This window comes from Bacteroides cutis (assembly GCF_900241005.1).
Lineage (GTDB): Bacteria > Bacteroidota > Bacteroidia > Bacteroidales > Bacteroidaceae > Bacteroides > Bacteroides cutis.
In genome coordinates, this window is record NZ_OEST01000006.1 from 38,600 (window position 1) to 58,103 (window position 19,504).

The 19,504-nt window shown below is 42.8% G+C and carries 14 protein-coding genes; 6 read left to right on the forward strand and 8 right to left on the reverse strand.

What is annotated here, in order from left to right:
- Positions 1-64: 64 nt before the first annotated feature.
- A complete protein-coding gene (nifJ, locus tag C1A09_RS13070; protein ID WP_101544921.1) occupies positions 65-3,622 on the reverse strand; it encodes a pyruvate:ferredoxin (flavodoxin) oxidoreductase in 3,558 nt (1,185 codons plus the stop codon).
- 39 nt (positions 3,623-3,661) lie between these two features.
- Positions 3,662-4,840: an ATP-binding protein gene (locus C1A09_RS13075; protein ID WP_101544923.1), complete on the reverse strand. Its 1,179-nt coding sequence runs from the start codon at positions 4,838-4,840 to the stop codon at positions 3,662-3,664.
- A gap of 162 nt (positions 4,841-5,002) precedes the next feature.
- Here C1A09_RS13075 and C1A09_RS13080 point away from each other — a divergent pair, with 162 nt between their 5' ends.
- Entirely contained in the window at positions 5,003-6,193 is a 1,191-nt protein-coding gene (locus tag C1A09_RS13080) for a hypothetical protein (protein WP_101544925.1), read from the forward strand.
- An 85-nt stretch (positions 6,194-6,278) separates the two neighbouring features.
- Here the strand turns inward: C1A09_RS13080 and C1A09_RS13085 are convergent, their stop codons facing one another.
- Complete coding sequence (locus C1A09_RS13085; RefSeq protein WP_101545130.1) at positions 6,279-7,742, reverse strand: glycoside hydrolase family 10-like protein; 1,464 nt, start codon at positions 7,740-7,742, stop codon at positions 6,279-6,281.
- 126 nt (positions 7,743-7,868) lie between these two features.
- Between C1A09_RS13085 and C1A09_RS13090 the strand changes: the two genes are divergently transcribed.
- From C1A09_RS13090 to C1A09_RS13100, 3 genes are read left to right on the forward strand one after another with little or no spacing between them, the layout of a single operon-like run.
- The gene (locus C1A09_RS13090; protein ID WP_101544927.1) at positions 7,869-9,299 is read left to right on the forward strand and encodes a carbon starvation CstA family protein; all 1,431 of its coding nucleotides are present in this window, start codon (positions 7,869-7,871) and stop codon (positions 9,297-9,299) included.
- Positions 9,299-9,523 carry a hypothetical protein gene (locus C1A09_RS13095; RefSeq protein WP_101544930.1) on the forward strand — a complete coding sequence of 75 codons (225 nt, stop codon included), beginning with the start codon at positions 9,299-9,301 and terminating at the stop codon, positions 9,521-9,523. Before C1A09_RS13090 ends, C1A09_RS13095 begins: the two co-directional genes overlap by 1 nt.
- 28 nt (positions 9,524-9,551) lie before the next feature.
- Entirely contained in the window at positions 9,552-10,037 is a 486-nt protein-coding gene (locus C1A09_RS13100; RefSeq protein WP_101544932.1) for a putative outer membrane beta-barrel protein, read from the forward strand.
- A gap of 164 nt (positions 10,038-10,201) precedes the next feature.
- On the opposite strand, the gene uvrA is transcribed toward C1A09_RS13100, so the two are convergent.
- The 5 genes from uvrA to C1A09_RS13120 all read right to left on the reverse strand — a co-directional run bounded on the left by uvrA (position 10,202) and on the right by C1A09_RS13120 (position 15,578).
- The gene (gene uvrA, locus C1A09_RS13105) at positions 10,202-12,994 is read right to left on the reverse strand and encodes an excinuclease ABC subunit UvrA (RefSeq protein ID WP_101544935.1); all 2,793 of its coding nucleotides are present in this window, start codon (positions 12,992-12,994) and stop codon (positions 10,202-10,204) included.
- A gap of 638 nt (positions 12,995-13,632) precedes the next feature.
- Positions 13,633-14,079, reverse strand: a complete 447-nt coding sequence (locus tag C1A09_RS16575; RefSeq protein ID WP_245875032.1) for a BF3164 family lipoprotein — start codon at positions 14,077-14,079, stop codon at positions 13,633-13,635.
- A gap of 59 nt (positions 14,080-14,138) precedes the next feature.
- Positions 14,139-14,360 carry a hypothetical protein gene (locus C1A09_RS16580; RefSeq protein ID WP_245875034.1) on the reverse strand — a complete coding sequence of 74 codons (222 nt, stop codon included), beginning with the start codon at positions 14,358-14,360 and terminating at the stop codon, positions 14,139-14,141.
- Between the two features lie 481 nt (positions 14,361-14,841).
- Positions 14,842-15,159: a hypothetical protein gene (locus tag C1A09_RS16390; protein ID WP_219618398.1), complete on the reverse strand. Its 318-nt coding sequence runs from the start codon at positions 15,157-15,159 to the stop codon at positions 14,842-14,844.
- Entirely contained in the window at positions 15,141-15,578 is a 438-nt protein-coding gene (locus C1A09_RS13120) for a winged helix-turn-helix domain-containing protein (RefSeq protein WP_145998992.1), read from the reverse strand. Before C1A09_RS13120 ends, C1A09_RS16390 begins: the two co-directional genes overlap by 19 nt.
- Before the next feature lie 381 nt (positions 15,579-15,959).
- Here C1A09_RS13120 and C1A09_RS13125 point away from each other — a divergent pair, with 381 nt between their 5' ends.
- Together C1A09_RS13125 and C1A09_RS13130 are read left to right on the forward strand one after the other, a co-directional pair.
- On the forward strand, positions 15,960-17,921 hold the full coding sequence (locus tag C1A09_RS13125; RefSeq protein WP_101544945.1) for a sensor histidine kinase: 1,962 nt from the start codon (positions 15,960-15,962) through the stop codon (positions 17,919-17,921).
- A 21-nt stretch (positions 17,922-17,942) separates the two neighbouring features.
- Positions 17,943-19,454, forward strand: coding sequence for a glycoside hydrolase family 10-like protein (locus C1A09_RS13130; protein WP_101544947.1), 1,512 nt, complete (start codon positions 17,943-17,945; stop codon positions 19,452-19,454).
- Positions 19,455-19,504 lie beyond the last annotated feature (50 nt).

Genomic DNA, 19,504 nt, shown 5'->3' on the forward strand with positions numbered 1-19,504 from the left:
AATAAAGGCTGTATCCGGTTCACGGAACAGCCTCTATTTTAGTTTATTATTTCAGAATTTAAAATTATTCGGAAACTTCAGCGCCCCAATTTTCTTTAGACAGACGCTTATAGCTATTATAACGCCATTTAGCGTTCTCTTCAGCAGCCTTGAACAGTTCATCAGCTTCCTGTGGATATTGTTTCATTACAGAAGCATAACGAACCTCACCTTTCAAGAAGTCTTGGAAGCCGCTCCAATCCGGCTCTTTGCTATCCAGCGTGAACGGATTCTTGCCTTCTGCTTCCAAAGCCGGGTTATAACGCCACAAGTGCCAATAGCCACATTTAACAGCCTTTTCTTCCTCAGCTTGGCTCTTACCCATACCTTGTTTCAAACCGTGGTTGATACAGGGGGCGTAAGCGATGATGAGTGACGGACCGGGATAAGCTTCTGCTTCACGGATAGCTTTCAATGTCTGAGCTTGGTCAGCACCCATTGCAATCTGGGCAACGTATACATAACCGTAAGTAGTAGCCATCAAACCGAGGTCTTTCTTACGTACACGCTTACCGGCAGCAGCAAACTTAGCGATAGCACCTACCGGAGTAGCCTTAGAAGATTGACCGCCTGTGTTAGAATAAACTTCAGTATCCAGAACCAAGATGTTGACATCCTTACCACTGGCAATTACATGGTCGAGACCACCGTAACCGATATCGTAAGAAGCACCGTCACCACCGATGATCCACTGGCTGCGTTTAACAAGATATTGAGACAATTCGGAGATTTGCTTGCAATGGTTGCATTTGTCCTTACCTGCTTCAACCAAAGGAATGATCTTTTCAGCTAATTCCTTGGTTTTATCGGCATCGTACATGTTTTCGATCCATTCGCTGAACAGAGTTTTTGCTTCTGCCGGAGTACAATCGGCTGCGATAGCCTCTTGCATAACTTTCACGATACGTGCACGCATTTTTTCATTAGCAAGCTCCATACCTAAACCAAATTCGCAGAAGTCTTCAAACAAAGAGTTTGCCCATGCAGGACCATGACCCTTTTCGTTCTTTGTATAAGGAGTAGAAGGTACTGAACCAGAGTAGATAGAAGAACATCCGGTAGCGTTAGCAACCATTTCACGGTCACCGAACAATTGAGAAATCAATTTTACATACGGAGTCTCACCACAACCTGAGCAGGCACCGGAGAATTCAAACAACGGAGTAGCGAACTGAGAATTCTTCACGTTAGCTTTAATGTCAACCAGATGTTGTTTGCTCTTTACATTCTCTACGCAGTAAGTCCAGTTGGCAGCTTCAGCCAATTGGCTTTCAAGATGCTTCATGGTCAAAGCCTTACCCCCCTTCTTCGGATTACCCGGACAAACATCGGCACAGTTACCGCAGCCCAAACAGTCAAGAACGTCTACTTGCATACGGAATGTCATGCCATCGAATGCTTTACCAACAGCTTTCAACTGAGTGAAGTTAGCGCCTTTTTGTTCTTCAGCATCGAGTACAAACGGACGGATAGAAGCGTGAGGACAAACGTAAGCACATTTGTTACATTGGATACAGTTCTCCGGATTCCATTCTGGAACGAAAGCTGCTACACCACGTTTTTCATATTTTGCAGTTCCCTGATACCAAGTACCGTCTTCGATACCCTTGAATGCAGATACTTTCAACAAGTCACCGTCTTGTGCATTAATAGGACGAACTACTTCGTTGATGAATGCCGGATCGTTGTTTTCAGCTTTGGCGTCGTCACTCAGGTTAGCCCAAGCCGGATCAACAGTCAAAGTCTTGTATTCACCACCACGGTCTACGGCAGCATAGTTCTTGTTGACTACGTCTTCACCCTTCTTTCCGTAAGACTTAACGATGAATTTCTTCATCTGCTCAACAGCTTGTTCTACAGGGATTACGCCTGTGATACGGAAAAATGCAGATTGGAGGATTGTATTGGTACGGTTACCCAAACCGATTTCCTGTGCAATCTGAGTTGCGTTGATATAGTAAACAGAGATATTATTCTGTGCAAAGTATTTCTTCACTTTGTTAGGCAGATTCTTAGCCAACTCTTCGCCTTCCCAGATAGTGTTTAGCAAGAACGAACCATTCTTACGCAAACCACGGGTTACGTCATACATGTGCAGGTAAGCCTGAACATGGCATGCCACGAAGTTCGGAGTGTTTACCAGATATGTAGAACGAATCGGAGTATCACCGAAACGCAAGTGAGAACAAGTGAAACCACCTGATTTTTTGGAGTCGTATGAGAAGTAAGCCTGGCAGTGCTTGTCGGTATTGTCACCGATAATCTTCACTGAGTTCTTGTTGGCACCTACCGTACCGTCAGCACCCAGACCGTAGAACTTAGCTTCGAACATACCTTCACCACCCAATGCGATTTCTTCTTCCTGGGGCAGAGAAGTGAAAGTAACGTCATCTACGATACCGATAGTGAAGTGGTTTTTAGGCATCGGCATAGCCAAATTCTTGTAAACGGCGATGATTTGGGCAGGAGTCGTATCCTTAGAACCCAAACCGTAACGACCGCCTACGATAACCGGAGCATCTGCTGCACCGTAGAAGCAGTCTTTTACGTCAAGATATAAAGGCTCACCGTTGGCACCCGGTTCTTTCGTACGGTCAAGTACGGCAATCTTCTTGGCTGTCTTAGGTACAGCAGCGAGGAAGTGCTTAGCGGAGAATGGGCGGTACAAGTGAACTGCAACCAAACCAACCTTTTCACCATTAGCTACAAGGTAGTCGATAGCCTCACGGGCAGCTTCTGTTACAGAACCCATAGCGATGATGACACGTTCTGCGTCTTCTGCGCCATAGTAGTCGAACAAACCGTATTTACGACCTGTAATTTTAGAAATCTCATTCATATATTCTTCTACAATAGCTGGTACTGCTTCATAGAAGTTGTTACATGATTCGCGGTGCTGGAAGAAATGGTCAGGATTTTCGGCCATACCGCGAGCAACAGGATTCATCGGATTCAATGCGCGGGCACGGAATTCAGCCAAAGCTTCCTGATCAATCAGCGGAGCGAGATCTTCATTTTCCAACATTTCGATCTTTTGGATTTCATGAGAAGTGCGGAAACCGTCAAAGAAGTTGACGAACGGTACGCGACTCTTAATAGTAGCCAGATGGGCTACACCTGCCAAGTCCATAACTTCTTGTACAGAACCTTCTGCCAACATGGCAAAACCGGTCTGACGTGTGGACATTACATCTTGGTGGTCACCGAAGATACATAGTGCGTGACTTGCCAGCGTACGCGCAGATACATGGAATACACAAGGCAGGAATTCACCGGCAATCTTGTACATGTTAGGGATCATCAGCAACAAACCTTGTGAAGCAGTGTACGTAGTAGTCAACGCGCCCGCCTGCAGAGAACCGTGAACAGCGCCGGCTGCACCAGCTTCAGACTGCATTTCCTGTACCAATACTGTTTCGCCGAAGATGTTTTTGCGACCTGCGGCAGCCCATTCGTCTACGTATTCAGCCATCGTAGAAGAGGGAGTGATGGGGTAGATAGCAGCTACTTCAGAGAACATATACGAGATATGCGCAGCAGCCTGGTTACCATCACAAGTAATGAATTTCTTCTGTTTAGTCATAACTAAATTGAATTTATTAAATAAAAAAATCTCTCGAATTTAATATAGAAAACCAAACAACCAGAGTGGAATTTGATTTCCCCGGCCTATCTCCGCTTTATGCAGTGCATAGGTCACTCCCGGATTGTTTTTTATTTTTATTCCTTCTGGACAAATTTTGAAAGGCATCACTTCATCCACCATAAAGGAAATGTTCTTGTCACCCTTGTTCACCTTATGATCTTTCCACAAAGTATTTACAAAGAATGTATCCAGCACATCCTGCTCTTCCACTTTTACGGGATAGATGGAGTACATCAGATTGGAGTTGTGCATCATTATTTTGGATGGTTTCTTGGGGAATTCTTCACCCTTCGGATAGACCATATTAATGAGCCGCGCGTCTGCCAAATACTTGATATAGTTCATCACCGTAGCGCGGGAAGTCTGTATATCGTTTGCCAATTGGCTTACGTTCGGAGCTTTCGGCCCATCTACGGCAAGCAAATATAACAATTTCTTTATTTTTGAGAGGTATTTCAGCTCAATTTGTTTAATGAGTAAGATATCTACCTCTACCATCATGTTCATTGTCTTCAATAAATTTTCCGAGAAATTACGCTTTTCAAGAAAGAAGGGGTAGAACCCGTGATGCATATAATCTTGCAAATATTCCAAAGGACGTACTTTCGAGAGGATACCTTTAGCTATCTGTTCGTGGTTGCTTAATATCTCCTCCAAAGAGTAAGCGTGGAATTTCATGCCTGTCTGCAAGTTCAGATATTCGCGGAAAGAGAAACCACGCAGATTATAGCTCTTCACAATATCGCGTAATTCCAGATTTTCCTCTTTCAACCGCATTACCGACGAACCGGTAAATACAATTTTAAGATTCGGAAAACGATCGTAACACAGACGTAACTCCTTGCTCCAGTCAGGATGCTTGAAAACTTGATCTATCAACAAAACCTTTCCGCCACGACGCTGGAATTCATAGGCGAAATCCACAATACTGTGCCCGGAAAAATAGAAATTATTCATGTTGATGAAGAGACAAGAACGGTCAGTACCGAATTTCTCTTTGGCATATTGCAATAAGAAAGTAGTTTTACCTACGCCTCGAGTACCTTTGATACCGATGAGCCGGTCATTCCAGTCAATCTCATCCATGAGGTCACGACGGACAGGGGCATTCGTATGCTCTACCAGATAAGCGTGTGTTCGGTAAAATGCTTCCATGCTTTTAAATTCGGTTTATCGGGCGACAAATATACACCTTTTTTATAGATTTGCAAAGTAGAGATAGCAAAATATATTTTTCATAGTTAAGTTTTATATATTTTGTATCCTGTCCTTTTTCTCTGTAAGTTTGTAGTCTTTAATGATAACGAACTCTAATTAATGAAACTATATCTTTTCAATCCCGATTCCGATCTTGCGTTGGCCAGTAACGAAGAAAACTACATGGCTCCGGCATCTGCCCGCCGCATGATACAAGATTTGGCATTACTGCCGATGTGGTATGCCCAGCCCGGCAGTGCGGTATTGGCACCTTCTGCTTATAATATGGATTTCCTGAAACGAATGAAAGAATATTTTCCGTTGCAGGTACAACTGGTCACGGAACCTGAGTTGCCCGATTATACCGAGGCGCAGATTATGCCGTGGGGATGGAACCCTGCTCTGCGCAAGTATCTACTGAAAGGAGGAGTATTGGAACGGAAACTTCCCACCTTGCGGTTTCTTGCAGAATACCGGTTGCTCTCTTCCCGTCTTCAATGTATCTGGCTGACAGAAATCGTAAGGCGCAATTATCCCGAATATACTTGCGGCAGGCATTATCTTATCGAGACGATGGTAAGTTGCAGGGAGGTGGTAAAAGAAATGCATACTTGTCTGTTTAAAGCTCCTTGGTCCGGTAGCGGCAAAGGTTTGAATTGGTGCCGTTGTGGTTTCACCAAGAACTTGTCCGATTGGTGCGAACGGGTTATAAAAGAGCAAGGGTATCTTGTGGCAGAACCTATATATGATAAGGTGGAGGATTTTGCCATCGAATTTTATTCCGACGGGTATGGAAAAGTTCTTTTTGCGGGTTACTCCTTGTTTTCCACCAACGGACGAGGTGCCTATGCAGGTAATGTCCTCGTTTCGGATAAGTGGGTGGAGGAGTGGATCGAGCAATATATTCCCCTCACGGAATTGATACGTATCCGCGAATGCTTGCAAAGTAACTTGGCAACCGCTTATGGTGATTTTTATACCGGTTATTTGGGTGTAGACATGATGGTATGCCGCAGGAATAGCGGACGCAGGTACGTCATTTATCCTTGTGTTGAAATAAATATGCGAATGAATATGGGGGTTGTCTCCCGCCTTTTCTACGATAACTTCGTGTTACCCGGTAATACAGGGCGTTTCAATATCGAATATTTCCCTACCAATGAAGCGTTACGGGCACAACACGAACAGGACATGCGCGAATTCCCGATGGTAGTGGAAGCTGGTAAACTGGTTTCCGGATATCTGCCATTGGTACCAATCACCCCAAAGAGCCGTTATCGGGCATTTGTGGAGGTAATGGCGCGAATGTAGATAGTCTAAAAGGTTTGCCATTATAAGCGCCGGGTTTCTCTGTCGTGATGGAAACCGGTTCCACTCACGGAGGAAGCGGTAGAACTCATTGGATGGCTTCACTTTCGTTTCCGCATCTGTCTATGGCCGTTACCGCAAAATATTTTTTGGCAGTCCAAGGCCGTATCGGGGCGTATATATATTCGGTACCTGCTACCCGCTGCGCTAAAATATTCTCAGGATTGGAAGTATCTACGGGATAGGTGTCCGAACCATAGACAACGTAAAACGGTGCATTTCGTTTATCATTGTCGGTAGAAGGTTGCCAGCGTAAAAGGGTATACCCTTCGGATTGCTTTTCCACACTGAGATGAGTGGGGGAAGTGGGAGGGATGTTGTCAATCCACGGCATGGCAGGTTGCAGGGCGGGGGCAGCATAATAATTTTCTTCCAGAATGTCGTAGATCTCTTGCGTATTATTCATCAGGTATTTTACGCGGTAGTGACCTTCTCCAGCCAGTCTGTGGGCACGGATAAAATGAATCTGGCGCTCTATTTCGTCTACTGTCCAGTTGCCTTCGGCAGGATCAAGGAAATAGATGCCGAGACCGGGGATAATGTGCCGGTTATTGCTCTGTTCCTGCCAGTCGAGGGCGAAGGGATAGAAACCGTTACCACGGAAGTACATCATGGGATAAATTTGGTCTTGGATACCTTCACCAAGCCAACCTTGTACATCCTGATAGACAGTATTGAAAGAATTCCAGCCACGGGAAGAGTAACGAGAGGTGTCACGATATTTACCAACGGGACAGGTACTGACCTTCACCCAAGGCTTCAGCGCTTTTACGCCTTTGTAGATGTATCGGACAATGTCGGTGATGTTGTCTCTCCGCCATTGGGCAAGGCTGCGGCCGTTACTACGCTTTTTATAGTCATAACTGTCCGGGAAACGTGAGGCGTTTTCGGGATAACGAAGGTAGTCGAAGTGTACACCATCCACATCGTAACGTTCAACCACCTCACGGACGAGGCTCATTAGATATTCTTTTGTTTGCGGATGGCCGGGATTGAGGAAATATTCACGTTTATAAGGTACACAAATGGCAGGTTTACGTTTGGTGACGGATTGTTTGCCAAGAGCGGCCACATGCTTACGGTTACCTAAAGGGATGGTTACCATCCAGGCGTGACATTCCAATCCTCGTTTATGGCATTCGGTTACGGCGAAAGCGAGAGGGTCGTAACCGGGATTACCTCCTGTTGTTCCTGTCAATATCGGGTTATAGGGTTCGATAGCGGATTTATATAGAACATCGCCACGGGTACGGGTCTGAAACAGTACCGTATTGAAGTTGGCGGCTTTCAACTTGTCGAGGATTTCAATCAGCTCGTCTTGTTGTTTGCGGATGGAAGCGGGAGAGGTGGCACGGGTTTGTGGCCAGTCAAGCCCATAAACGGCGGTGACCCAGGCAGCGCGGACTTCGTGTTTGGGAGGCTGGGCGACAAGAGATGATAGGGGTAATAATAGTACACATATATATATAAGTGGAATACAGATACGTTTCATGGATAGTCTTCCTTTTTTCTTTATTTCTGTTATATTTAGCGGCGAAGTTAAGCAAAACACTTGATAATTTTGTGATGTTTGCTTGGAAACTGTTACATTTGCGTGCATTAAAAAGACTAACACGCCATGATTACATTTACGCTTTGCCTGTTGACATTAATTGCGGGCTACTTCATTTATGGACATTTTATCGAACGCGTCTTTGGTCCTGACGACCGTAAAACTCCTGCTCTGACTAAGGCCGATGGAGTGGACTACATGCCTCTGCCTACCTGGAAAATATTTATGATACAGTTCCTTAATATCGCCGGAGTCGGCCCTATATTCGGTGCCATTATGGGAGCTATGTTCGGAACGGCTTCTTACCTTTGGATTGTATTTGGTTCTATTTTTGCGGGAGCGGTACACGATTATCTGGGAGGTATGCTTTCTCTCCGTCATGGTGGAGAGAGTCTTCCCGAAATTATCGGACGTTATCTGGGGTTGCCCACCAAACAAGTGATGCGCGGTTTCACTGTTATTTTGATGATGTTGGTGGGTGCGGTTTTTGTGGCTTCTCCAGCGGGATTACTTGCCAAATTAACTCCGGGTGCTTTGGATAACACATTCTGGATAATAGTTATATTTGTTTATTATATAATGGCTACATTACTTCCCGTTGATAAAATCATCGGTAAGGTTTATCCATTGTTTGCCATAGCCTTGATATTTATGGCGGTAGGAATACTGGTGATGCTTTATGTATATCATCCTGCACTGCCCGAAATATGGGACGGATTACAGAATACGCATCCGAAAGCAGCTTCCAATCCTATCTTCCCGATGATGTTTATCACGATTGCTTGTGGGGCCATTTCTGGTTTCCATGCTACGCAAAGTCCGCTGATGGCACGTTGCATGACCAGTGAACGTTATGGACGTCCTATCTTCTACGGTGCTATGATTACAGAAGGTATCGTAGCTCTTATATGGGCAACTGTCGCAACTTATTTCTTCCATAAGGAGGGGATGGGAATAACCGATGCGTCGATAGTGGTATTTGATATCAGTAAGGGATGGTTGGGGACATTCGGTGGTGTACTTGCCATATTGGGTGTAGTGGCTGCACCGATTACCAGCGGAGATACGGCATTTCGTTCGGCACGTCTCATTGTAGCTGACTTTCTGGGATTAGAACAAAAGTCAATGCGGAGACGTTTGTATATTTGTATTCCGATGTTTGCTGTAGCAGTGGGATTGTTACTCTATAATTTGCGTGATTCGGATGGCTTTCAAACGATATGGCGCTATTTTGCATGGGCCAATCAGACATTGTCCGTTTTTACATTGTGGGCTATTACGGTATATCTTGTGCGTGAGAGAAAGGGACATTATTTTTATGTAACTTATTTACCGGCTCTTTTTATGACGGCTGTTTGTACGACGTATATCTGCGTTGCTCCCGAAGGATTTGGCATGCAACTGCATGTTGCTCCTTTTGTCGCTATCTTTGCAGCATTGGTAGCCGCTATTTGGTTTAAGATTTGGTATTTTAAAACGACTAAAAAACTTTGGTAATGAAGAAGATTAAGAAATCAACCGGCCTGACTTTAGCTTTACTTATCTATGTTACTGCAACCGCTGCCTACTTCTTGCCCCGTAATACGGAAATCAGCAATACGGAGAAATATGTGACTGTAGCTGTATCGTACGTAATTGTATTGGTACTGTGGTTGGTACTCCGTAAAAAGGAAGATTTGCAACGAAAGCGTTGTGAGGAGGATAAAAATAGAATGAAATGATAATTATTTACTTAAAAATAAAAACAAGATGAAAAGACTTGCATTACTTATTTGTCTGCTTGTTGCCACAATGGCTGTCCAGGCACAATTTGAAAAAGGAAAATGGTTTGTAAATCCTTCTGTAACCGGCCTTAACCTTTCATACAATACGGAAGCGGACAAGGTTAGTTTCGGTATTGAGGCCAATGGCGGTGCATTTTTGATGGATAATGTTGCCTTATTGGTAAAAGCCGGTGCAGGTTGGAATCAAGGAGATTTGCGAAAGGATGTTTATACCCTTGGTGTAGGCGGTCGTTATTACTTTGATAAAATAGGTATTTATCTGGGTGCTGACGTCAATCTGAATCGTTATGATTGGGATGGAGGTGACAGAACTCTTTTTGGATTCGGTATGGAAGCTGGTTATGCTTTCTTTCTCACGCGTACAGTAACCATTGAACCGGCTGTTTATTGGGATATTAATAAGGATCGTTCCGTATTGGGATTGAAGGTAGGATTTGGATTCTATTTCTGATGAATAAATGAAAATTTATTTCATCACAGAGGTCACTGATGGATTTTATTCAAACGCAGACTCACACAGGTTTTCGTGAAGAAAAAAAGGATTTGAATTTTGAGCTCTCTGTGACCTTTGTGGTGAAATAAAATACTCACACGAATGGAAGCCTTGTTCCGTCATTATACCGATAAATTATCATTCTCCCGTAACTTTTCTTTCAAGAACTGCCCCGTATAGCTTGCCGCACATTCCGCCACTTCTTCCGGAGTACCCACAGTTACAATGTTACCCCCCTTGTCACCACCTTCGGGACCAAGATCTATGACGTAGTCGGCACATTTCACTACATCCAAATTGTGCTCAATAATGACAATGGAATGACCACGGCGTATTAGGGCATCGAAAGCTTCAAGTAGTTTACGGATATCATGGAAATGTAGTCCGGTAGTCGGTTCATCAAAAATGAATAGAGTAGGATCTGCTTTTTCAATACTGAGATAATAAGCCAGTTTCACACGCTGGTTCTCACCACCGGAAAGGGTAGAGGAGGACTGGCCGAGTTTGATGTAGCCTAATCCTACATCCTGTAGTGGTTGCAAACGCTTTACAATCTTTTTTTGTCCATGCATGCTGAAGAACTCAATGGCTTGGTTGACGGTCATTTCAAGAACATCGTAAATATTGGCATCATGGAATTTTACTTCCAGCGTATCGGCTTTAAAGCGTTTTCCGTGGCAAGATTCACATTCCAGAACAAGGTCTGCCATAAATTGCATTTCTACGGTGATGGTACCTTCTCCCTTGCATTCTTCGCAACGTCCGCCTTCGCTGTTGAAGCTGAAGTGCCCGGCAGTATAGCCCATTTGTTTCGCAAGCGGTTGTTCGGCCCATAGCTTGCGAATTTCCTCGTATGCCTTGATGTAGGTTACAGGGTTGGAACGTGACGACTTTCCGATGGGATTTTGATCTACGAACTCCACATTGCGCAGGTTCTGTAAGTTACCGCTGATAGAGGCAAATTCACCGGGGCGGTCGCTACATTCATCCAATTCACGTTTCAAGGCACGATAGAAAATGTCGCGTACCAACGTGCTCTTTCCGGAACCGGATACACCTGTAACAACGGTCATCACGTTGAGTGGGAAACGTACATTTACTCCTTTCAGGTTGTTTTCGCGGGCACCTGTTATTTCTATATATTGGTTCCACGGACGGCGGCTTTCCGGAATTGGAATAGTTTCTTCACCCAGAAGATAGCGGACGGTGTAGCTGTCACTACCTTTTTGAATATCTTTCATATCTCCCTGGTATACCACTTCTCCACCCAGGCGACCGGCTTTAGGACCTATATCAATGATGTAGTCTGCCGCACGAATAATTTCTTCATCATGTTCTACTACAACTACCGTATTACCCAATTGTTGAAGCTGGCGCAACACATGTATCAACTTGTCGGTATCCCGGCTGTGCAGACCGATACTCGGTTCGTCCAAAATATAGAGACTACCTACCAGGCTACTGCCTAAAGAGGTAGCTAAGTTGATACGCTGACTTTCACCACCGGATAGTGAATTGCTGAGGCGGTTGAGCGTAAGATATCCCAGTCCTACGTCCAAAAGGAAACGGATACGACTGTTGATTTCCGTCAGGATGCGACGGGCGATATCAGTATCATGCTTATCCAGTTTCAGGTTGTCGAAGAATAACTTCAGTTCGGTGATAGGCAGGTCTACCAATTCCGAAATATTGCGTCCTCCTACTTTGACATAACCGGCTTCCGGTTTCAGACGGGTACCGTGACACGTGGGGCAAAGTGTTTTGCCACGATAGCGGGCCAGCATCACGCGGTATTGTATCTTATACTGGTTTTCCTGTAGCATTTTGAAGAAAGCGTTGATACCTTCAAAATAACGGGTGCCTTCCCATAACATCCGTCTTTGCTCATCAGTCAGTTGATAGTAAGGCGTAAAAATAGGGAAACCGGCTTTCTCCGCGCCACGTATCACCATATCTTTCCATTCACCCATTTTCTCTCCTCGCCAGCAAACCACGGCACCATCGTAAACGGAGAGTGAACGGTTGGGGATGACAAGATGTTCGTCAATACCGATAACGCGGCCGAAACCTTCACATTCCGGACAAGCGCCAATCGGAGAATTGAAAGAAAACATCTGGTCGTTAGGTTCTTCAAAAGTGATGCCGTCCGCCTCGAACTTAGTGCTGAAGCGGTAGAGGCAGGTAGACCCGTCCGTTTGGTAAAAACGTAGCAGGCAAGATCCGTCTCCCTCATACATGGCGGTTTCCGCGGAGTCCGTCAAACGGCTGATTGCGTCTTTTTCCCGGGAAGCGGTCATACGGTCTACCAACAGGAAGACGGTATCTCCTTCTTCCGGGGTATATTCGTCGATGCGGATCATTTCTCCGTTCACTTCCAGACGGTTGAACCCCTGTTTCATGTCTATCTCCAGCTGTTGTTTCATCGTGCGTCCTTCGTGAAGCAGAATAGGGGTGAGCACAGTGTAGCGCGTTCCTTCAGGATGTTCCAGCATACAGTTCACGATATCTTCTGCGGAATGCTTTTTTACCTCTTGCCCGCTGATGGGGCTGAATGTACGTCCTACACGCGCATAGAGCAAACGCAGATACTCATAAATTTCAGTAGAAGTACCTACGGTAGAGCGTGGATTACGGCTACTTACTTTCTGTTCAATGGCAATTGCCGGCGGGATACCTTTGATAAAGTCGCACTCCGGCTTACTCATACGTCCCAAAAACTGGCGTGCGTAGCTGCTGAGACTTTCCACATAACGGCGTTGCCCTTCGGCATAAAGAGTATCGAATGCAAGTGATGATTTACCGGAACCGGACAACCCGGTGATGACGACTAATTTATTACGGGGAATCTCTACATCGATATTCTTGAGGTTATTGACGCGAGCTCCTTTTATGATGATAGATTTCTGTTCAGCCATAATTCTTATACAATACGCTTTAAACCGCAAATTTACTGATTTTTTTGTTGAAATAGAAATGAGGTGTAAGTAGTTTTATTGGAATTTAGGAAAAGATGTGTCATCTTCAATCTGTCAAATTGATTTTAAAATACTCCTTTTTAGGTGCTTTCTGTCTCTAAATTACCCGTTTTGCTGATATGATCACTTTCTGAAAAAACAAAAGCGCACGGTTAAAAGCATAAATATGCCGTGTTTTTATCGAATATCCACTGATTTTTATACTTTCCGAGGGAGGGATGTTAACTTCCCACATGAAGGATATTAACTACCTATGCGAGGGATGTTAACTTCCGGCGTGATGGATGTTAACTTCCCTTCCGGGAAAGATGAACATTTCTCCTGAGAGTATCCTTTTTTTGCCGGGGAAAGGGTGTTTTTACATGGAAAACCGGCTATGTCCCGTCTATTTGAGTTGTATATATTTCTGTATTCCGCTATCCATGAGGAAGATACCGTTTTCCGTTGGCATATTTCCACTCACACCTGTCAACGGGTGGAAATACGCTATTCTCGGAACGCGGGAAATTCAAAGTGTCAAGAACTTACGTCTTTGTCACAGCGGATGAAAAACATCCGCTGTGACGGATATATCAAAATCAGATAGCATAGTTTACTATGCTCCATCCACCCTCTGCATTTTTCACTGCGGCATACACAGTTTGATTAGTATCATCGACTGCAATATAATAAGCATCGGTATCTAAAATATACTTTTGTATGGCATTACCATCCCAATCAAAAACCAATATCACATTAGATTTTCGTCCTTTTTCAAAAAACTTTTTATCCGAATACAATGCATATATATACTTGGATGTAGCACTAAGATTTATATAACCCACGCTGCTATTTTCCGTTAAGTCCACACTTTGATATATTCCATCTGACATGGGCTTATATAGCGGATCAGCAAATCTTAATGATTTTATCAATTTGATTTTCTGACCAACTATTTCGACAATATCTAAATTAGAGGAAAAGTTGACAGAGTAAGCAAACACATTCTTTCCGGGCTGCATAACTAAATCTCCTTGATTAGCCAAATACTTGGTATACATATTAAAAGCATCATCAGAAGCATTATAAACATTTATACCATAATCTAATATTTTGCTATTTCATCAGGCCCCTGTCCTATAGTCCCAAAGCGAGTAATATATGCTCCCGTATTTTTATCAAACAGGGTATAACTTTCACCTGAATGAAGATCATAAACAATCAAATTTTCCTCATCACAAACCAATCCTTCTATCACAGCCAAAGAATCATCCGGAATATTACTCTTCTTTTGAGATAATAACCGGGATTCCGAAAATAAATCCAATACTGAATGAGGCTTTTCATTCTTACACGCTCCCAAGATGCATATAAATAGTAGTATAAACAAGAAACTATTTTCTTTTGTTTTTTTTTTTCATTATACAATATTATTAACAAATTTATCTGCAATGAGCATACCAGGAGATATACTCATTGCAAAAATAACTACAAAAGATTACTTACATATACCTCTTTATAATTATTCATTTTCTTCATACTATTTCTATTTTTTATTAGTATAAGATTAATCTTTTTATGATATATCACAAGCATAGTGCTTGCGTGCAAGAGACAAGATTAAAGAATCTTGGAGAACTTTTTTTTCGCCATATCTATCGAAATGGCAGAAAATACATTCCGATTTCAATTTTATTTTATATCTTTGCCACGACCTCCTTTCTTGGTGGGTTATGGAACGGACGGCACGCAATGCATCAACAAGACGTTCGCCGTCCGTTCCTCTTCATCTACATTAATATTCAATTTTATCCATACATGCTCTGATCGAGACTGTAGTGTCTTGCTACGAAATACACCTTAACATGGGTTGAAGGGCAATCTACAGTACCGGTTCCCACATAGTGAGCAGGTTTGTCCCATTCACCTGATGCCAAAGCATCTATATTTTCAGCACCAAACTCTCCAAACAATCCTTCTTTGAATTGAAAAGAAAAGAAGCCGCAATGGCTGCAATCAAAAAGATCCCGATAAATAAAATTTTCTTTTTCATACTTTCCAAGTTTTCTATGATTAATAATTTTGTTCCTAAGAAGTTGATACAAAGTTACAGGAAAAGAAACCACCCAATAAAAAGCCTGACAAAGTCTGACATTGCGCAAAATACACATTTGTCAGGCTTTGTCAGGCTATACTCTAAAACTCCAATTATCGCTCTATTCTTCGATGGAATGGGGATTTTTAACTGATAACTGCCATTTTCATTCATTATCTTCCAATCAGAAATAGTAATTAAGTCTTTACGAAGTCTTTTTATAATAGTATATACCCTTGCGATGTCCACCGCATCCTCAGACCATAATAGCTCAATAATCTCATTGACAGATAATCTGCGTTTTTCTGCCTCCAAGAAACCCTGTAGCAATTTTGCCGGCATTGAAGTCAGTTTCACACAAGTATCCTTTCGGCTCAACACACCTGACCCTGTATCAAACCGCAAATCATCTTCCAACTGATAAATACGAGCCTGATCCTTTTCGACCATAACGACCGGCACTTTCTTTTCAACTACCACGGTAGCTTTCTTGACGAAGAAATAGCGATAAACCTTTATTATATATTCTTGTATAAAAAACAGTGGCTGAAGAATATCCGCTGTGGCGAAGCGCTCCAGATAAAGTAGACATTTAAACCATTTTCATCCCCACTACCTATCTGCCCCATACTTGGTTCATACCCAGCCCAATGCTATGGACACGGAGCAAATACGGCCATGGCACGTTCGGATTATAAAAAAACGGAGAAAAAGGACAAAAGCAGGGGGCATTTCCGGCAAGGTTAAGATTTGTTATACTTTCTGATATCTGCAAATTTACCTTAAATAAAAACGTTATTTTCGCATCATACACTTAATCTACAATCTGAAATGATAAAAGCTGCCGTAAAACGGTTTATTATTGTGCTGATGCTGGGACTGTCTCCTTGGGCTTTAAAGGCCGTTGATCTTCCTAAGGAAATGAAAATTCTGGCGGACAGTGCGCAAGGTTTATTGGGAAACAGCCGGTTGCCTGCCCTGAATGCCCAATGGATGGAAATAGCCCGGGAACTGAATGATACAACTCAAATGGAGGCGGCTTATGATAATCTGATATCACACTATTATCGTTTGGGAGATATTGACAGCTTAAAAGAGGCGACTTATGAGTATATGGATTGGTGTACGAGGTATAACAAGCCGGATATGCGTTATATGTACTGGCGCCAGTATATTCAGCGTGTAACAGAAAAAGGTATGCAGGAAGAGGCTATTGCCGAAACTGCCCGTTTACATCAAGATGCTGAACAGGCTAAAAGCAAATATGGGTTGGCATGCAGTGAAATGTGTATCGGATATAATCACCGGATATTTGCCAATAATGTGGAAGTTTGTATAGAATACTATAATTATGCGCTGAAGCATTTTGAAGAAGGCAAGTATTATAGAGATGTCTATGTGGTATTGCTCAACATTATCCAGACTTATCTTTCACGTAACGAGTATGTCGAAGGCGAAATATATCTGAATAAGTTGGAGCAACTGGAAACAAAGCTGAGACAGGAAAAGCAGAAAATAGATCCTTCTTTACATTTGCGTTTTAGTGAGTTCCGTGTAATCTGTATGTTGGCAAGTAGAGGGAAAATAGCCGCTGAGCCTTATATCAAAGAAACAGATAATTTTTACCGTCAAAATCCGGAAAGTACGATCCCTGAAGCATGGTTTGCATATAAAATAATGTGTTGTCGTATTTTAGGTGACTTAAAGGGCAATATTGCTTATGTTGATTCTCTAATGGCCTACCAACATTCTTTGGGTATTTGCTATCCTTACAATCATAGGATGAAAGCTGAATTGCAAGCGCAGTTGGGAGATTATCGTAAGGCATATCAAAGTTATACCGAATATGCCCAAGTCAATGATTCTGTACGAAAAGCAGAACAAGATGAACTGTTGAGTAAATATACAGCCAAATTTGAGGTAGACAAGCTGAAGATGGAGAAGTTGGAATTGAGTGCCAAATTGAATAAAGATAAACTGACAATTGCTTTGATAGCCGGAAGTGTGGTATTGATACTATTGTTGGTGATAAGTTATTTGTATATCCGTACTCTTTCGATGAACCGTAAATTGGATGCAGCACATAAGGCGGTGAAAAAGATGAGTAAAGTGAAAAGCTCGTTTATTCAACATATTACTCACGAGATACGTACACCTTTGAATTCTATTGTAGGTTTTTCTACTTTGCTGGCTGAAGACGAGGTGGAGGAGGACGAAAAGAAAGAATATGCCGCTCAGGTAGAGAACAATAATACTTATCTGTTGGGGTTGATAGAGAATATTCTTACTATGGCGGATATGGATTCATTGGTATTGGATAGGTCACGGGAAGAGGTGGATATCAGTATATGTTGTCAAGAATGTGCTACTTTACTTCATCCGGTTCTGAAAGAGGAGGTTATATTAGAATGTATTCCTTCATCGGAGACTTTTACTATTTATACCGTTCGTCCCTGGTTGAAACTTGTGATGATGGCACTACTGGATAATGCTGTGAAGTTTACAAATGAAGGTTATATCCGTGTCTCTTGTAAACAAGATAAAGTTCGCGGGGTGTTGGATATCATTGTAGAAGATACAGGTATCGGCATCAAGCCGGAGAATAAGAAACGTATTTTTGAACGTTTCTATAAGGTGGATACTTTTATTAGAGGTACAGGACTGGGACTTGCCATAGTACAGGAAATTATGGATATGGTTGGTGGACGAGTTTATCTGGATGAGACTTACCGGAAGGGTTGCCGTTTTGTTTTGGAATGGCCAATGAGAGAAGAAACAGAATATAAATTATAAGTATAAAGTTGTAACTGAAAAATGAAAGTAAAATTCCTTTTATGTTTATTCCTCTTGTTGATGATGGCAGGAGGAATTTTTGCACAAGTGCAAATACCATCTGCATATCCTAAACGTGAATTTCGTGCTGCCTGGATTCAGGCAGTGAATGGACAGTTTCGTGGTATACCAACTGAGACCTTGAAACAAACATTGATAAACCAGTTAAATTCTTTACAGGGAGCGGGTATTAATGCCATCATCTTTCAAGTACGTCCTGAGGCGGATGCGCTCTACGCATCCCAATATGAACCATGGAGCCGTTATTTGACTGGTGTGCAAGGTAAGATGCCCGAACCTTTTTGGGATCCGATGCAGTTTATGATTGAAGAATGTCATAAACGGAACATGGAGTTTCATGCCTGGATAAATCCTTACCGGGTAAAAACCTCATTGAAGAATGAACTTGCTCCGACTCATGTTTACAGGGAACATCCCGAATGGTTTGTGACGTATGGTAATCAGATTTATTTTGATCCGGCTTTGCCCGAGAGCCGTAATCATATCTGTAAAGTGATAACTGATATTGTATCCCGTTATGACGTGGATGCTATTCACATGGACGATTATTTCTATCCTTATCCAATCAAAGGGACAGACTTCCCGGATGATGCCAGTTTTGCACGTTTTGGTGGCGGTTTTGCTAATAAAGCAGATTGGCGTCGCAGTAATGTGAATATATTGATCAAGAAGATACACGAAACTATTCGTGGACTGAAACCCTGGGTGAAGTTCGGTATTAGTCCTTTTGGTATTTATCGCAATGAAAAGAATGATCCGTTGGGCAGTAAGACCAACGGTTTGCAGAATTATGATGATCTGTATGCAGATGTGTTACTATGGGCGCGAGAAGGTTGGATTGATTATAATATCCCCCAAATATACTGGCAGATAGGTCATCCGGCTGCCGATTATGAGACTTTGGTAAAGTGGTGGGCCAAGCATTCGGAAAATCGCCCTCTGTTCATCGGGCAGTCTGTGATGAATACGGTACAGAATGCTGATCCGCAAAATCCGTCGATTAACCAGCTTCCCCGTAAGATGGCTCTGCAACGTGCTTATCAGACGATTGGAGGCAGTTGTCAGTGGCCTGCAAGTGCAGTGGTGGAAAATGTAGGTAACTACCGGAGTGCTTTGATTGCAGAGTATCATAAGTATCCGGCTCTTCCTCCTGTTTTTGATTTTATGGATAATGAAGCACCCGACAAGGTACGTAAGATGAAGCCGGTATGGACCGAGGATGGATATATCTTATTCTGGACAGCACCGAAATATGATGACGAAATGAATCGTCCGGTACAGTATGTGGTGTATCGTTTTGCTTCAAAAGAGAAGGTGAATATAGATGATCCGTCGCATATTGTTGCTATCACACGCAATACTTTCTATAAATTACCGTACGATAACGGAAAAACCAAGTATCGCTATGTTGTGACGGCATTAGACCGCTTGCATAATGAATCAAAATCAGTTGGGAAAAAGGTGAAATTATAGATATACACTCTTTATATGTTGGGGTTATACCCTTTGTTCCTTACTGTAAT

Coding starts and splice junctions, on each gene's coding strand:
- C1A09_RS13090 (WP_101544927.1), top strand. CDS start 7,869: ATGATTACATTTACGCTTTGCCTGTTGACATTAATTGCGGGCTACTTC.
- uvrA (WP_101544935.1), bottom strand. CDS start 12,994: ATGGCTGAACAGAAATCTATCATCATAAAAGGAGCTCGCGTCAATAAC.
- C1A09_RS13125 (WP_101544945.1), top strand. CDS start 15,960: ATGATAAAAGCTGCCGTAAAACGGTTTATTATTGTGCTGATGCTGGGA.
- C1A09_RS13100 (WP_101544932.1), top strand. CDS start 9,552: ATGAAAAGACTTGCATTACTTATTTGTCTGCTTGTTGCCACAATGGCT.
- C1A09_RS13120 (WP_145998992.1), bottom strand. CDS start 15,578: ATGGTCGAAAAGGATCAGGCTCGTATTTATCAGTTGGAAGATGATTTG.
- nifJ (WP_101544921.1), bottom strand. CDS start 3,622: ATGACTAAACAGAAGAAATTCATTACTTGTGATGGTAACCAGGCTGCT.
- C1A09_RS13085 (WP_101545130.1), bottom strand. CDS start 7,742: ATGAAACGTATCTGTATTCCACTTATATATATATGTGTACTATTATTA.
- C1A09_RS13095 (WP_101544930.1), top strand. CDS start 9,299: ATGAAGAAGATTAAGAAATCAACCGGCCTGACTTTAGCTTTACTTATC.
- C1A09_RS13080 (WP_101544925.1), top strand. CDS start 5,003: ATGAAACTATATCTTTTCAATCCCGATTCCGATCTTGCGTTGGCCAGT.
- C1A09_RS13130 (WP_101544947.1), top strand. CDS start 17,943: ATGAAAGTAAAATTCCTTTTATGTTTATTCCTCTTGTTGATGATGGCA.
- C1A09_RS13075 (WP_101544923.1), bottom strand. CDS start 4,840: ATGGAAGCATTTTACCGAACACACGCTTATCTGGTAGAGCATACGAAT.